We start from the raw sequence: 15,051 nt of genomic DNA on the forward strand, positions 1-15,051 counted from the left end.
CCTGCGCCTCGGCTGCAGCCTCGGTCAGGGCCTGCGCCGCATCGGCGTACTGCGTGAGCGTCGCGCCGATGTCGGCGAAGGCGCTCCCTGCGCCGGCCACCGCGCCCAGCGCGCCCGCCACCGCGGCACCCGTGGCGGGCCCGCCGCCGCCGCCGGGCGAAATGGTCTTCAGCGGCGTGAGGTTGACGTCGGCGGTGGAGATCGACTTGATCTCCGGCGCTACGCAGTTGACGAGCTTCACTCCCAGCGTGTTCTCGATGAACACGCCCCCGTTGTTGCTCATGGCCAGCGCCAGCGCGTTCTCGATGCTCAGCCCCATGAAGGTGGAGCGGTTGATGCCCAGGTTGGCCTCGCTGTTGGTGCCGATGTAGCCGCTGGTGTTGGGCCCCAGGATGGTGGTGTTGGAGCCGATGGCCGTCTGGTCGATGTTGCCGACCGACATCATCTCGATGCCGGTGTTGCTCATCAGCTTGATCTTGTTGGCCATCAGGTTCAGCGGGCCGGTCGGAACCGTGATGTTCTTGGAGCTGGAGCCCGTGACCATCCAGTCGATGTGCGCGGTCTCGAAGCTCATCGAGGCCGCCTTGTAGGTGAGCTTGCCCGTCACCGACACCGTCTGGTTGCCCACCACGGTATGCGCCTCGCCGGCGCGGTACGTGGTCTTGCGCGCGCCCACCACGTCGACCGTGCTCGTGCCGCCCACGGTGAGCGCGTCGTTGGCGTCGATGAAGCTCGTGCGGTTGCCGACCACCTGGTTGTTCTGCGCTCCCTTGACGGTGTTCTTCTGGTCCACCACCACCATGTTGGTGTCGTTGCGCGTCACCGTGTGCTTGCGGTCGCGGTCCACCAGGCTGGTCTGGTCGCGCTTGACGGTGATGGACTGGTCCCGGTCCACGCTGGTGGAATCGTCGCGTTCCACGCTCCGGCTCATGTCCAGCTCGGCGTGGATCGACAGCATCTCCCCGCCCTTCTTGTCCTCGAACATGATCTCGTTGTAGTTGCCGGCATTGCCGCCCGGCGTCGAGCGCGTCCTGAAGCCGCTTTGCGTAGGCGACTTGTACGGGATGAACTGCTCGTCGTTGTAGAGCCTGCCCACGATGACGGGCCGGTCCACGTCGCCGTTGAGGAAGTCGACCAGTACCTCCTGCCCGATGCGCGGGATGAAGTAGCCGCCCCACCCCTTGCCGCCCCAGGGCTGCGACACGCGCACCCAGCAGGTGGACTTCTCGTTGCGCTTCTCGCTGCGGTCCCAGTGGAAGTGCACCTTCACGCGGCCGTGCTCGTCCACATGCAGCTCCTCGCCCTTGGGGCCGACCACGATCGCCGACTGCGGCCCGGGCATGGTCACGCGCGGCGTGAGCCGGGGCGGCTTGAAGGGCGCATCGAGCGGGAACACCGTCAAGAGGAAGGTGCAGATGCCGCGCTCGCCGGTGCGCATCTGCGGCGTGTCGTCCAAGAGCTCGTGCAGCACGCCGAGCGTGTCGGCATTGACGGCGTCGTCGGCCAGCGCCTCCTCCAGCAGCTGGCCGACGGTGCGCGGCTTCTCGCGGAACTCCAGCGCCTCGTAGCCCGGGTGCGTCACGATGAAGGTGCAGGCGCCGATCACGTAGTCGCCGTCGCGCGTGCCGTCGGGGTCGCCCTCGTAGCTGAAGCTGCGGCCGGCCGCCACGTCGGGCCAGGAGGTCAGCGCCCATTGGCGGTCACGCCGCGCCACCAGCTCTTCGCCGCGGATCTTGGCCGTCTTGTCGGCATCGTCGCTGGTGAAGTAGCCGCCGGGGAACTCGAAGACCTCGAGGTTGGCCAGCTCGTGCGTGTCGGCGGCGTCCATGTCGGCGCCCAGCTTCTTCTTGATGGCCTTGAAGTCGCTGTCGCGCGTCGAATGCTTGCCGGTGTCGAAGCGCCTGGCGCTGATCCAGCGCGTGATCTCGTTGAAGCGCCCTTCGCCCGCGGCGTCTTCGATCCATTTCAGCGTGTCGGTCACCGGCAGCTTCTGGTGCGCCACGTCGCTGCTGTCGGCCAGGTGCATGGTGCCGGGGGCCTCGTGCGCGTCGAACCAGTAGTAGATGCCCTCGTCCTCCAGCAGGCGCGAGAGGAAGGCGTAGTCGCTTTCCTGGTACTGCACGCAGTAGCGGCGGGCGTTGTGCGTGCCGATCACGTTCTCGCTCTTGACCTTCTTGAAGCGCTTGACCGGGCTGTCCTCGAACACCGCATCGAGCACGTCGAGCACCGGCTTGTCCTGCTGGATCCAGGAGTTCTGGCGCTTGCTCAGCAGCCAGAACCAGGAGCGCAGCTGGATGCGGTACTCGAAGTAGCGCCCCACCTGCGAGGTGCGCATGAAGCGCACCGCATGGCCCTCGCAGTGGCGCTCGTGCTTGCCGCCGCCTTCGTCCAGGAACTCGATCGCCACGTCGAAGGCGCGGCCGAGGATGTCCTTGGCGTCGATCTGCTGATTCTTCGACAGCACCGACAGCTCGTACACCGAGGGCCGGGAAAGTCCCTCGTGGCCCACCACGCTCCAGAACATCAGTTCGCCGTTGACCGGCGAGTCGCTCTTGATGGTGAACTGGATATCTTCAGCCATGGCTTCGCTTTCTGCTTTGTCGCCTTAGTCCGGAGAGGACGAACGAGGTGCTTCTTTTTTGCATGAGACCACCCAGCCCTCCACCGGCTTGCCGGCCTCCATCCGCAGCTGCGCGGGCTGCAGGCCGTCGACCGCCAGGCCCGCATCCGCGAGCACCGCGCACAGGTAGCTGTCGCGATGGCTGTAGCGGCCGTGCGGGTGGAGGCGGAAGCCCGCGCCTTCCTCGTCGTCAGAGGCCTCGGCGGTGAAGACCAGCCAGCCGGCCGGCCGCAGGGCCTTCGCCGCCGCACGGAAGACAGCGCCCAGCTCGCCGAAATAGCACAGGGTGTCGGCCGAGACGATGAGGTCGCAGGAAGCCGGTTCCGCGTTCTCCAGGAAGGCGCAGAGCTCGTCCTTCTCCAGCATGTCGTAGGCCTGCCGCAGTTGCGCTTTGTCCAGCATCCGCTGCGACAGGTCGATCCCGACCAGGCGCCGCGCGTACGGTGCGATCAGCGCCCCGCACAGGCCGGTGCCGCAGCCGGCATCCAGCACGTCCAGTGTGCGCCGCGGCTCACCCAGGTGCTGCGCCACGGCCTCGGCGACCAGCGCCGGCCCGCGGTAGTCCAGCCGCGCCAGCGTGTCGTCGAAGGTGTTGGCAAAGGCATTGAAGGTGCGCTCCACGTAGGCGTCGGCGGCGCGTTCCGGCACGGCCTCGCCCGAGCAGCCGGCGAGATGATGGAGCGCCGTCGGGTCGCCGGGGTCCCGCGCCAGCCAGTCGCGATAGACCTGCGCCGCCGCGTCCAGCTGTCCGAGCCTGCGATAGACCATGGCCAGCAAGGGGCGCGCAATCGCGAGATCGGGCTTCAGGCGCAGGGCTTCTTCCAGACAACGCCGTGCCTCGTCATTGCGCACCAGGCGCAGCAGCACGCGCCCTAGATTGGCATGGGCTTCTGCACTCGCCGGGTCGAGTGCGATGGCTCGGCGCAAGGCGGACTCCGCGTCCTCGAAGCGCTCTTGCTCGCCCCGCAGCACGCCCAGGTTGTTGTGAATGTCGGCGCGCTCCGGCGCCAGCTGCAGCGCCTGCTCGAAGGCCTTGGCAGCCGCGTCCTTCTGGCCGCTCAGCAGCAGCACGTTGCCGAGATTGCTGTACCAGCCGAACTGCTCGCCGTTCAGCGCGATGGCCGCGCGGATCAGCTCGATCGCCCGCGCATGGTCGCCACGCTGATGCACCGCCAGACCCTGGAAATGCAGCGCCTCGGCATGGTCCGGCACCACCGCGAGGATGCGCCCGTAGGCCCGCTCTGCCTCGTCGAGACTGCCTGCGTTGTGCAGTTCCCGCGCTTGGGCGAATTCCAGCTCGAGGTCCGGTGCTTCGGCCAGCGGCGTCGCTGGGTCGATCGAATGGGATGGGTGGCTCATCGGCGTCTTGCTCCTTGTCATCGGGACGACAGTGAGTGACCTGGAAGTCCCACCGGTTCCGCCCCGCCGCCGGGCGCCTCGTTCCTGCACGACACCACCCAGCCCTCCACCGGCTTGCCGCTTTCCATGCGCAGCTGCGCGCGCTCCAACCCCTCGACCGCCAGGCCGGCGGCCGCGAGCACCTCGCGCAGGTAGGCTTCGCGATGGCTGTAGCGACCGTGCGGATGGAGCTGGAAGCCCCCCGCGCCGTCGCCGAGCAGGGCCTCCACGGTGAAGAACAGCCAGCCCTGCGGCCGCAAGGCCCGCGCGGCCGCGTCGCAGACGCCCTGCAGCTCGCCGAAGTAGCACAAGGTGTCGGCCGAGACGATCAGGTCGTAGCGGGCCGGCGCCGCGTCCCGCAGGAAGGCCATGAGCTCGGCCTTGGCGAGCGCGTCGTAGACCTGCCGGTGCTCGGCCTTGGCCAGCATGCCCTGCGACAGGTCCACGCCCTCCAGCCGCTGTGCATAGGGCGCCAGGAGCGGGCCGCACAAGCCGGTGCCGCAGCCGGCGTCGAGCACGGCAAGCGCGCGCTGCGGCGCGCCGAGCCGTTCGGCCACCGCCGTTTCGATCAGCTGCGGCGCGCGGTAGTGCAGGTGCGCCAGCTTGGACTCGAAGCTCTCGGCGAAACCGTCGAACACCTTCTCGACGTAGGCATCCGCGGCGCGCTCGGGCACGGCATCGCCCGAGCAGGCTGCGAGATGGTGCCGGGCCTCGGGGTTGTCGGGCTCCTCGGCAAGCCAGTCGCGGTACACCTGCGCGGCCTCCGGCACGCGGCCGGCCATGCAGTAGGTCATGCCGAGCGCATGGCGCGCCTTGATGTGATCGGGCTTGAGCAGCACCGCCTCGCAGAGCACCACCAGCGCCTCGTCGGTGCGCTCCAGCGCGTTGAGCAGACGGCCCAGGTTGGACAGCGCATCGGCGAACCTCGGGTTCAGCGCGATGGCGCGGCGGTAGGCCGCCTCGGCCTCCACGGGCCGCCCCTGCGCGCGCCGCAGCACGCCGAGATTGTTGTAGACCTCGACCAGATCCGGCGCCAGGCGCACCGCCTGCTCGTAGGCATCGGCCGCGGCGTCGACCTGGCCGGCTTCCAGCAGCACATTGCCCAGGTTGTTCCAGATGCCGGGCTCGCCGGGCGCGAGCGCGAGGGCACGGCGGATCAACTGCAGTGCCTCGCCGTTGTCGCCCTGCTGGTGCCGCGCCACGCCCAGCGCACCCAGCGCGGCGACATGTTCCGGCCGGGCCTGCAGCACGGTGCGGTAGATGCCTTCGGCTTCGGCCGGCCGGCCGTCGCGGTGCACGGTCTGCGCAATCTCGAACGCCTGCTCGATCGTGAAGCGGCGCTCCCGCGGGGCGGTGGCCTCCTCGGCCCCAGGCGCGAGCGTTTTCTTGTGGCGCATAAGTCCGTGTCGTCTTCGACTCAAAAAATCTGGGTGTTTGCCAAGTTCCTGACGACGGCGGCTCCGGCACCCGGAAAGAACTCGCTATACCCGAGGCACACGCAGGTCGCGTGGTCCTGCTCCGCGAGAATAGTTCCGGGATCGGTGAGATCGACAAAGCCGTGGGCATCCCTCACCACCGACGCCGAAGGCCGTATTTCACCGCGCTCGAGCCGAGTGACCTTGTCGCTGCGAAACAGGCGCTTCTTCGTGATGATCGTGACTTTCCTCGCGGTCGCGCTGGCATGCTTGACCAGCGTAAAGCCCCAATGGCCCGCCCCGTCGCGCAAGCCGAAAACCGCTCCCCAAGGTATCACCGTTAGCTTGGTGAGGTTGGGATTGACCTCGAGCCGCTGCTCCAGCTGCTGGGCCAGCGTCGTGGTCTTGAAGGTTTTGTACCTCAGGCGATCGGTGTCGTCGGCAGCCGCTGGATTCAGCTCGCTGATGTAATCGGACTTGCCCACCGAGCCCACGAATTTCACCGTGGCGCCCCGCCCCAGAAGTCGGCGCCATGCGGCCTCGGTGGTTTCGTTGACCAAGAGCGGCATCGCCACGCCGGAGCCGGGGTCGACACCACCGTGGTACAGGCTTGGGGTCGCGGCCGCGCCGATCGCAAACACCGAGCAGCCATTGATGCCGGCAGTGAAAAACAAGCTGGGATTGGCCACCGGAGCGATGCCGAGACCGGCAAAGTTGATCACCGGACTGGTGGCAACGTCCGAAATCTTGAGCTTCAGGATCTTGCCGCTGAACCAGGGCAGAAACCAGCACGGCACCCAGCCGAGCCGCGACGCGACGCTCGGCAATTGGGCTGGCGTTTGCGTGACAAAGGTCAGCGCACCCACAAAGTCACGCTCCACCGGGCCGAGCTTGATGAAGCGAATCATGTCGTCCACCTGGGTGAGCTTCATCTTGTCGCCGAACGCCCCACCCCTGAGCTGCGCGTTCGTGAACATCGACACATCACCGTGAGGCGGAGCGATCGGCGTCGAGCGCAGGACCGCCTGCTTCATCTGGTGGGTGCCGTTCAAGAGAACATTCGTGACGCGATTGACCGTTTCCTGACTGGCTAAAGGCATGATGTGATCTCCCTTCTTCTGGCTGGCGAGCGTGCGTTCTCGGGCTTCGGCTTCGACGTGATCATTGCGGTGCCCCGGCATCGAACGCATAGCTGAAGTTGCCATCGGCAACGCCCACGCGCACCCCTTCGATCGGCTTGCCTTCCATCATCCGGTTCAGGAACTCGCGGCTGACGTCGGGCAGCATCGTGTTGGTGAGGATCGCGTCGATCATCCGGCCGCCCGATTCGCTTTCGGTACAGCGGCTCACCACCAGCTTCACCACGTCGTCGCCGTACTCGAAGGGGATCTGGTAGCGCGCCTCCACCCGCTTCTTGATGCGCTTCAACTGCAGCTCGACGATCTTGCCGAGCATCTCGTCGGACAGCGGGTAGTAGGGGATGGTGACCAGCCGGCCCAGCAGCGCGGGCGGGAAGATCTTGAGCAGCGGCTCGCGCAGCGCCTTGGCCATGCCCTCGGGGTCGGGCATCAGCTCCGGGTCCTTGCACAGGCTGGCGATCAGGTCGGTGCCGGCGTTGGTGGTCAGCAGGATCAGCGTGTTCTTGAAGTCGATGCTGCGGCCTTCGCCGTCTTCCATGAAGCCCTTGTCGAAGACCTGGAAGAACAGCTCGTGCACGTCGGGGTGGGCCTTCTCCACTTCGTCCAACAGCACCACGCTGTAAGGGCGGCGGCGCACGGCTTCCGTCAGCACCCCTCCCTCGCCGTAGCCCACGTAGCCGGGCGGTGCGCCCTTGAGCGAGCTCACGGTGTGCGCCTCCTGGTACTCGCTCATGTTGATGACGATCATGTTCTGCTCGCCGCCGTACAGGGCCTCGGCCAGCGCGATCGCGGTCTCGGTCTTGCCCACGCCGGAGGTGCCGGCGAGCATGAAGACCCCGATCGGCTTGCCCGGGTTGTCCAGGCCGGCGCGCGCGGTCTGGATGCGCTTGGCGATCATCTCCATCGCGTGGTCCTGGCCGATCACGCGCTGGCCCAGCAGCCTGGGGAGGTTGAGCACGGTCTCGATCTCGTTGCGCTGCATGCGGCCGACGGGGATGCCGGTCCAGTCGGCCACCACCGAGGACACGGCCTGCGAATCGACCGAGGGCAGGATCAGCGGGGACTCGCCCTGCACGCTGCTGATCTTCGCCTGCAGCTCGTGCAGTTCGGCCAGCAGTGCGGTGCGGTCCGAGGCGGCGCCCTCGGCCGTCGCCGCATCCACCGGCTTGTTGCCTTCGCGCAGCTGCGCCCGCAGCGTCAGCAGCCGGTCGACCAGCCCCTTCTCTTCCTTCCAGCGCGCATCGAGCTTCTCCAATTGCGCCTTCGATTCGGCCAGCAGCGACTGCACCTGCGCCGAGCGCTTGCTCACGTCGATGCCGATCGCCTCCTCGCGACCGATGATCTCCTGCTCCACCGTCAGCGCCTCGATGCGGCGCTGGCAGTCCTCCACCTCCGGCGGCATCGCGTGCTGCGAAACCGCCACCCGCGCGCAGGCGGTGTCGAGCAGGCTCACCGCCTTGTCGGGCAGCTGGCGCGCGGGGATGTAGCGGTGCGACAGCTTCACCGCGGACTCGATCGCCTCGTCCAGCAACTGCACGCGGTGGTGCTTCTCCAGCACGCTGGCCACGCCGCGCAGCATCAGGATGGCCTTGGTCTCGTCGGGCTCGGGCACCTGCACCACCTGGAAGCGCCGCGTGAGCGCCGGGTCCTTCTCGATGTACTTCTTGTACTCGGCCCAGGTGGTGGCGCCGATGGTGCGCAGGTTGCCGCGCGCGAGCGCGGGCTTCAGCAGGTTGGCCGCGTCGCCGGTGCCGGCCGCGCCGCCCGCGCCCACCAGCGTGTGGATCTCGTCGATGAACAGGATGATCGGCGTGGGCGAAGCCTGCACCTCGTCGATCACCTGCCGCAGCCGTTGCTCGAATTCGCCCTTCATGCTGGCACCGGCCTGCAAGAGGCCGATGTCCAGCGTGAGCAGCTTCACCTCCTTGAGCTGCGGGGGCACGTCGCCACGCGCCAGTCGCTGCGCGAAGCCTTCCACCACCGCGGTCTTGCCGACGCCCGCTTCGCCCGTGAGCAGCGGATTGTTCTGACGGCGCCGCATCAGGATGTCGACGATCTGGCGGATTTCCTCGTCCCGCCCGGTCACCGGATCCATCTCCCCCTTCTTCGCCTTCTCCGTGAGGTCGACAGCAAACTTCTTGAGCGCATCGCCCTTGCCCATGGCGGCGGGGGCCATCGCGCCGGTGTCTTCACCTGGGGCTCCGCTGCCCATACCGGTGCCGTCCTGCGCGCGCATCTTCGATTCGGGCGAGGGGTCGCAGATCTTCGCGAAGTTGTCGGCCAGGTCCTCGACCTTGACCTTCTCGAACTGCTTCGACATGCCCAGCAGCGGGTTGCGCAGGCTGGGGGTCTTGAGCATGCCCACCAGCAGATAGCCGGTGCGCACCTGAGCCTCGCCGAACTGCAGGGTGGCGTAGGTCCAGGCGCGCTCGATCGCGTTCTCGATGTGCGGCGAGAAGTCGCTGATGGCGGTGGCGCCGCGCGGCAGGCGGTCGAGCGCGGCCGTCATGTCCTTGGCGATCACCGAGATGTCCAGCCCGTAGTGCTGGATCGCGCGGTGCAGGTCGGAGTCCTGCGACTGCAGCAGCTGGGCGAACCAGTGCTCCAGCTCCACATACGGGTTCCCGCGCATCTTGCAGAACACCGTGGCGCCCTCGATCGCCTTGTAGGCGAGCGAATTGAGCTTGCCGAACAAGGCCGTACGGCTGATTTCACTCATGAGTTTCTCCTCGTGTGCATGACGGACGCCCCCCGGGGTTTGTTTATTGAAGTGCGGTGCGACCCATCGGCGCATCGCCGTCGATACGGACATCGGCCGCGTCGCGCGCGCGCCGCTCGCGGCCCAGCCACGAGACCCAGCCCAGGCGCGGCGCATTGCCCTTCAGCGTGCCGAGGCGCGCGGAGGGCAGCTCTTCCTTCTGCAGGATCAGCTCGGCGTCCCAGTACAGCTCGTCGCCCAGCAGCTGCTGCATCCAGCGCCGCAGTGCGGGACGCCCGTCGCCGGTGGGCAGGAACATGCGGTACTGCTCGAAGTCGAGCGGCCCCAGGTGCAGGCGCACGCGGTGCTGGCGGTCCCACGCGCGCCGCCCCAGCATCGCGCCCATGCCCAGCGAGCGCGAGGCCTCGCCGCGGCCCAGGCGGGTGAGCTCCTCCTCGGGCAGCGGCATCCAGTGGCCGACCCAGGGCTCGAGCCGCACCGGCACGCCGAAGTAGCTGGCGAGCACGGCCTCCACGCCCTCGGCGTTGTGCACCTGTCGCAGCAGGCGGCCCGAGAAATGCAGCCGCGCGTCGTCGTGGATCTCGTCGCGCTGCTGCCGCGCGGGAGTGCCGATGCCGACCAGCGCGCCCACCTGGCGGCGGAAGCCGTCTTCCTGCGGCCGGTCCAGGCCCACCGCCGGGCGCGCCTGCGCCCAGGCGCGATAGAAGAAAAGCGAGAAGCGGTGCGAGAAGGTGTCGAGGAAGGCGAGCCAGGTCGGGTCGCCGTGGTTGATGGTGCGCTCGCGGATGAAGTCGCTCAGGTGCATCGGCAGTGGCCCGTTGGGCCCGAGGTAGCCGAAGAAATGCTGGCGCAGCCGCGGCGGCGAATGGGCGCCCGCGGGCTCGAAGCGGCTGAAGCTGGCGGGCGCGAAGGACAGCGAAGGCTCCTGGCCGACCCGCACCGGCTCGGCACCCGGCAGCAGCGCGCGGCCCCAGCGCGGCGCAGGGGCGGCGATGCTTTCGAGCCGGCGCATCAGCGCGAAGTAGTCATACGCCCAGGGCTGCTCGCCGCAGGCCTGCAGGTGCTGGCCGACGCTGCCGGGTCGCCGCGCGCCGGCGGCCGCGGGGATCACAGGATCGGGCGTGCCCCGCACAGCGGCCTCCATCGCATGATCTCGCCGCGGCCTGCCACGGTGAGCACGGTCTCGACGAAGTGGTTGACCTCCACATGCCGCGCCAGGTAGCGCGCCATGACGGCGCCGAAGAGAAAGGCGCTGTGGCCATGGAAGGCATTGCGGTCGACCTCGAGCGTGACCTCCAGCCCGCGGCCGAAGGCGATCGGCCCGGCCAGCGGCAGGCGCCGCGCCACCGGCTTCGACCGCACCGAGAGCAGCCCGCGCACCTGGCCCTGCCGCACCTCGTCGCCGTGCACCGCGTAGAGCATGAGCATCTCGCGCAGCGCGGCCGCGCCCTGCTGCGCGAAGCTGTCGGCGAGCGACAGGTAGTTGAGCGCCAGGTGGTCGATCACGCGCCAGCCCAGGCCGTGGTTCACCACCGGCGAGACGGGGCGCGAAGGCCCGCGCACCATGCGCACGCGCTGCGCCGGGAAAGCGTCGATGCAGTCGAAGTCGTTCTCGCGGCCCAGCGGCATCAGGAGCGGCAGGTCGCGGTTGGTGACCAGCGCGCTCACGGCCAGCTGCCGCAGCGAGCCCGCATAGGGCGCCTGCTGCGGGTCGACGATCTGCATGTAGGCCTCGGAGCCGATGTGGCTGCTGCGATGGCCCTCGGTGCGCTGCCGGGCCGAGGGCATGCGCGGCTCGCGCGTGGTCGTGAAGTAGGCCGGGTGGCTGTGGCGGCTGCCGTGGAAGGCCGCGTAGAAGGGCAGGAAGGCCAGCTCCGGCGTGGTGTCGGCGCCGGCCGGGTTGCCGTGGCCGATCACCTCGGTGACGGTGTGGACCTCGAAGTCCTGCGGCCGCGTGCGGTCGGGCACCAGGTGGAACTGGCTCACGCCTTCGTTCACCGTCACGCGGTCGAGCCGCTTGCTGAAGAGATTGATCGCCGGCACGCAGTGCAGCTGCACGTTGTCGGCGCTGACGAGCTTCTCCAGCGCCGCATCGCCGCGCGAGAACAGCACCACCAGCTCGACCTCGCTCACCGCCATCGCCGACAGCACGCGCTGCAGGCCCACGATGCGCGCAAACTGGAAGCGCTGCGGGAAGGCGAAGTACTCCTGCACCAGCCGGTGGCCCGAGAAGCCGGTGGCGGTGACGGGCAGCAGCGCCTCGTCGTCCTCGAAGCCCACGGGCTGGACCGCGCTCGCAGGGAGCTGCCGCACCGCGCCGGCCGCGGCCCCGGCCGCCACGCCGCCCGCCGACAGCGGCTGCACCAGCACGCCCAGGGGCTTGCCGAGCATGCACTCGTGCAGCTGCCAGGCCACGTCCTCGGCGCCGCCGAAGTGGATCAGCAGCTCGTCGAGTGCGATCTGGTTGAACTTGAGGCCCGCGGTGGCGCGCAGCGCAATGCGCAGGCCGCCGCGGATTTCGCGCGACTGCGGATGCTGGGCCAGCGGCAGGTCGGGCGCATAGGTGAAGTACTGCGCGCGCTGCACCTCGACGGGCCAGACGCGCAGCGCGCGCGAGGTGCGGAACTCGCAATGCGTGTTCTGGCCCACGGCGTGGCGCGCGCGCAGGCCGCTGCCGCGCGGCAGCGTGGGGCCGCCGGCGAGGTTGGCGTCGTCGGGGTCGATGGCCAGGGACACCACGATCATCGAAGGCGTCGGCGCCATGAACTGCGGATAGACGATGTCCAGCAGGTGGCCGGTGAAGCGCGGGTACTCCGCGTCGAGCTTGAGGCCGACGCGCGCGGCCAGGAAGGCTGTGGCCTCGATCAGCCGTTCGACATAGGGGTCTGCGACATCCTGGCCTTCGATGCCCAGGCGGTGCGCGATCTTCGGAAAGGCGCGCGCGAACTCGCCCGAGCTCTCGCGGAAGTAGCGCAGTTCCTGTTCGTACAGGGTCAGCAGGCGCGGGTCCATCGGCGCTCTTTATCGCTGCGGAAGCGCCACGTCTTCGATCTCGATGCGTCCCTCTTCCAGATCGATCCGGCTGCGCATCAGGAACTCCAGCGGCACCGGCTGGGCCCAGAGCAGCCCGCGTATCTGGAGGCCGATGCGGTTGTGGGAATCGAGTGCCGAGCCTTCCATGACGAGTTCCACTTCGAGTGTGCGAGGCAGGATGCGGGGCTCGAACTGCAGGATGGCGTTCTTCAGAGCCTGTTCCATGCTGACACGCTGAATGGACGACGTGAACTGGCCGGACAGCATAGGCAATCCGTAGTTGAGTACCGAGCGCGCCGCATTCGGATAGCGCTTGTCGTCGAAGGGCAGGCCGTAGCCGGTCGCGTTGAGCAGCCACGACAGGTCGCGCAGCATCGCCTGGCGCAGGGCCTGGCGGGTCAGGGTGCGCTTGTCGTCGCTCTCGCGCTGCTCGGTGGGCGCGTTGTCGATCAGCCGGTCGAGCAGCGAAGGCTGCAGGCGCTCCTGGGCGATCTGCTCAGCCATGGGCCGGCTCTTGCTGCGCCGCTGCCGAGAACAGGATCTCGCGCACGTCCAGCATGGCGTGCTCCTCGCCGTCGTCGCCGCCGAGCATGCGCTGGCCCCAGCCGGCCCACACCTCGGGCCGCAGCTCGCGCCACTCGGTCTTGCGCGCGAGCTGCAGCGCGCCATCGCCAGAGGCGTGCGTGCCCTCGTAGCGCGTGGGCACCAGGGCCAGGGTCTCGCCGCCGTTCTCGAACTGCAGGTGGGCCGGCAGCCACACGCAGTCGCGCAGGTCCTCGGGCGGGTCGAACTTGATGTGCGCCAGGCGGGCGAAGGGGATCCAGTAGTAGCGGCCGTTCACGAAGGCCTCCAGCACCGGGCCCAGGCGCATGTCGGCGTCGGCCAGCCACTCGAAGGGCTGGCCGTCGAGCGTGCCCGGCGTGGCAGGGGCGGCGTCGAAGGCGCGCGTGCGCAGGTCCTCGGCCAATGCCGCATCGCCGGCGCCCTGGCGCAGCAGCGACTCGATCAAGAGCGCGAGCCACTCGTCGGGCTGGCCGAAGACCATCGGCGTGCGCGTGCCGGCGAACACCTCGGCGCGCAGGCCCTCGCAGCGGATGGCCTCGCCGTAGACCTGCTTCATCGGCACGGCCAGCGCATCGAGCTCGGCCGCGACGTTGAGCTGGTTGAGCGCGCGCTCCCACTGGCCGAGCACGCACAGCAGCTGCGCCATGAAGACGCGCAGCTTGGCGTCGCCCGGCTTGGCGCGCACCTCCTCGCTCAGGGCCTTGAGGGCGCCGGCAGGGTCGGCGGCTTGCAGGAGTTCGGCGGATTGGGTCATGGGGTGTCTTTCGTGAGCCGGGGATTCATTCATTCATTCAGCATTCATGACGCAGCTGCGCACGGCGCCGCGCTGGCCCGTGCCCTTCTGTGCCGCGGACCGGATCTCGATCTTGCGGTAGCGAAAGAACAGGATCTCGCAGGGCCGGCGCGGCGTGCCGCCGGTCAGGATGGAATGGGTGTCGATGCGCGCACCCTCCAGCACGATCTCGAGCGTGGGCTGCATGTCCTTGGACGAATCGCCGCCGGCCTTGAAGACCGACAGCTCCACCTTGATGTCGCTGTCCTGGTTCTTCATCAGGCTGGCGATGGAGGCCGTCGCCGCATCGCAGTTGCGCACCACGATCAGGCTGTGGCTGCGCACCTTGCCCTTGCTGGCGCCCGGCGGGGTGACGACCTCGGCCAGGTAGGCGTAGCCCGCGATGTCCATGCGCTGCTTGCCGTCCTCGTACTGGCGCGCGGACTCGCCCTCGACGACCGCGCCCTTGTTCTCGATGAGCATCGCGAAGTCGTTGTCGCTGGCGCCGGACATATGGTCCAGCAGGCGCAGGGCCTCGTCGGGGTCCAGGGTGCCGTCGATCGTCCAAGACATCTTCTTCTCCTCGGTGAATGAATGAATGACTGAGCTATTTCGCCGCGGTTCGGCGAACCCAGCCGGCGAGGCGCGACCACCAGCCCTCGGCCACCGGCGCCGCGAGCGCCAGGGTGCCGGGCTTCGTCGCGGCCTGCAGCTGGATTGCCAGCCGCGTGGCGGCTTCGAGGTACAGGCCCTGGTACTCGGAGCGCGGGTCGTCCACGCCCAGCGGCGTGCCGGAGAGCACCGAGAACACGCCGCCGGCGGTGCGCAGCGCGATGCGGCCGGGCTCGGGCGCGATCGCCAGCGGCTGCTGCACGGCCCATTCGTCGTGGACCGCGCGCACGGCCGCCAGCCGCGTGTCCGAGAGCTCGCCCAGCACGCGCGCGCACAGCTGCGGCCGCTGCTCGAGGGTGATCACGTTCCAGGTCTGGATCAGGCCGAACATGGGCTCGAAGGGCTCGTCGCCGGGCTCCAGCAGCACGTCGTAGGCGCTGGCCCAGTCGGCCTCGCTGGCGGCCATCCAGCCGCGCCACAGCTTGTCGTGCAGGCACTTGTCGAGCAGCACGCCGAGCAGGCGGCCCTCATGCAGCACGCTCACCAGGCGGCCCGGCGCCCAGCGGGCAGGGAAGGCGCGCGCGGCCACGGCCTCGCGCCGGCGGGCCAGCTCGGTGAGCGGCAGCAACAGGCTGGCGTCGGAAGCGCGCGAGGGCGCGGGTTCGGCACCGGCCGGCACCAGGGCCTCGCCCGCCGCGGCATCGCCGGCGCCGGCGAGGGTGCTGCGGATCAGGCTGAGCGGGGGCCAGAGGTCGGCCTTGAGCTGGGTGTCCTGCATT

General features: G+C 68.9%; 10 protein-coding genes and 1 pseudogene. All 11 read right to left on the reverse strand.

Going from position 1 to position 15,051, the window contains the following annotated elements; genetic code table 11:
• Window positions 1-940 precede the first annotated feature (940 nt).
• Window positions 941-2,581: pseudogene (gene tssI, locus GXN78_RS41125) on the reverse strand (type VI secretion system tip protein TssI/VgrG); the annotation flags it as partial.
• A gap of 24 nt (window positions 2,582-2,605) precedes the next feature.
• The gene (locus GXN78_RS09475; RefSeq protein WP_164255397.1) at window positions 2,606-3,979 is read right to left on the reverse strand and encodes a tetratricopeptide repeat protein; all 1,374 of its coding nucleotides are present in this window, start codon (window positions 3,977-3,979) and stop codon (window positions 2,606-2,608) included.
• Window positions 3,980-3,996: 17 nt separating this feature from the next.
• Window positions 3,997-5,415, reverse strand: a complete 1,419-nt coding sequence (locus tag GXN78_RS09480) for a tetratricopeptide repeat protein (RefSeq protein WP_106557027.1) — start codon at window positions 5,413-5,415, stop codon at window positions 3,997-3,999.
• 20 nt (window positions 5,416-5,435) lie between these two features.
• On the reverse strand, window positions 5,436-6,623 hold the full coding sequence (locus GXN78_RS09485) for a hypothetical protein (protein ID WP_146163054.1): 1,188 nt from the start codon (window positions 6,621-6,623) through the stop codon (window positions 5,436-5,438).
• Window positions 6,595-9,291, reverse strand: coding sequence for a type VI secretion system ATPase TssH (gene tssH, locus GXN78_RS09490; RefSeq protein WP_106557025.1), 2,697 nt, complete (start codon window positions 9,289-9,291; stop codon window positions 6,595-6,597). Before tssH ends, GXN78_RS09485 begins: the two co-directional genes overlap by 29 nt.
• A 43-nt stretch (window positions 9,292-9,334) precedes the next feature.
• Window positions 9,335-10,435: a type VI secretion system baseplate subunit TssG gene (tssG, locus tag GXN78_RS09495; RefSeq protein ID WP_106557024.1), complete on the reverse strand. Its 1,101-nt coding sequence runs from the start codon at window positions 10,433-10,435 to the stop codon at window positions 9,335-9,337.
• Window positions 10,399-12,303, reverse strand: a complete 1,905-nt coding sequence (gene tssF / locus GXN78_RS09500; protein WP_106557023.1) for a type VI secretion system baseplate subunit TssF — start codon at window positions 12,301-12,303, stop codon at window positions 10,399-10,401. Before tssF ends, tssG begins: the two co-directional genes overlap by 37 nt.
• 9 nt (window positions 12,304-12,312) lie before the next feature.
• Entirely contained in the window at window positions 12,313-12,828 is a 516-nt protein-coding gene (gene tssE, locus GXN78_RS09505; RefSeq protein ID WP_106557022.1) for a type VI secretion system baseplate subunit TssE, read from the reverse strand.
• Entirely contained in the window at window positions 12,821-13,642 is an 822-nt protein-coding gene (locus tag GXN78_RS09510; protein WP_106557021.1) for a type VI secretion system accessory protein TagJ, read from the reverse strand. The genes tssE and GXN78_RS09510 overlap by 8 nt, the downstream gene beginning before the upstream one ends.
• Window positions 13,643-13,675: 33 nt before the next feature.
• Window positions 13,676-14,233 (reverse strand): type VI secretion system tube protein Hcp, encoded by a 558-nt coding sequence (locus GXN78_RS09515; RefSeq protein WP_106557020.1) that lies wholly within the window; start codon window positions 14,231-14,233, stop codon window positions 13,676-13,678.
• Between the two features lie 34 nt (window positions 14,234-14,267).
• Window positions 14,268-15,050, reverse strand: coding sequence for a hypothetical protein (locus GXN78_RS41130; protein WP_239142652.1), 783 nt, complete (start codon window positions 15,048-15,050; stop codon window positions 14,268-14,270).
• Between the last annotated feature and the right edge of the window lies 1 nt (window position 15,051).

Origin of the sequence: Variovorax sp. WS11, from assembly GCF_010499245.1 — a bacterium.
GTDB lineage: Bacteria > Pseudomonadota > Gammaproteobacteria > Burkholderiales > Burkholderiaceae_C > Variovorax.

Bases quoted from the DNA above. Each gene is read 5' to 3' on its own strand.
- tssF (WP_106557023.1), bottom strand. From the start codon at position 12,303: ATGGACCCGCGCCTGCTGACCCTGTACGAACAGGAACTGCGCTACTTC.
- tssH (WP_106557025.1), bottom strand. From the start codon at position 9,291: ATGAGTGAAATCAGCCGTACGGCCTTGTTCGGCAAGCTCAATTCGCTC.
- GXN78_RS09475 (WP_164255397.1), bottom strand. From the start codon at position 3,979: ATGAGCCACCCATCCCATTCGATCGACCCAGCGACGCCGCTGGCCGAA.
- GXN78_RS09515 (WP_106557020.1), bottom strand. From the start codon at position 14,233: ATGTCTTGGACGATCGACGGCACCCTGGACCCCGACGAGGCCCTGCGC.
- GXN78_RS09510 (WP_106557021.1), bottom strand. From the start codon at position 13,642: ATGACCCAATCCGCCGAACTCCTGCAAGCCGCCGACCCTGCCGGCGCC.
- tssE (WP_106557022.1), bottom strand. From the start codon at position 12,828: ATGGCTGAGCAGATCGCCCAGGAGCGCCTGCAGCCTTCGCTGCTCGAC.
- GXN78_RS09485 (WP_146163054.1), bottom strand. From the start codon at position 6,623: ATGCGTTCGATGCCGGGGCACCGCAATGATCACGTCGAAGCCGAAGCC.
- tssG (WP_106557024.1), bottom strand. From the start codon at position 10,435: ATGGAGGCCGCTGTGCGGGGCACGCCCGATCCTGTGATCCCCGCGGCC.
- GXN78_RS09480 (WP_106557027.1), bottom strand. From the start codon at position 5,415: ATGCGCCACAAGAAAACGCTCGCGCCTGGGGCCGAGGAGGCCACCGCC.
- GXN78_RS41130 (WP_239142652.1), bottom strand. From the start codon at position 15,050: ATGCAGGACACCCAGCTCAAGGCCGACCTCTGGCCCCCGCTCAGCCTG.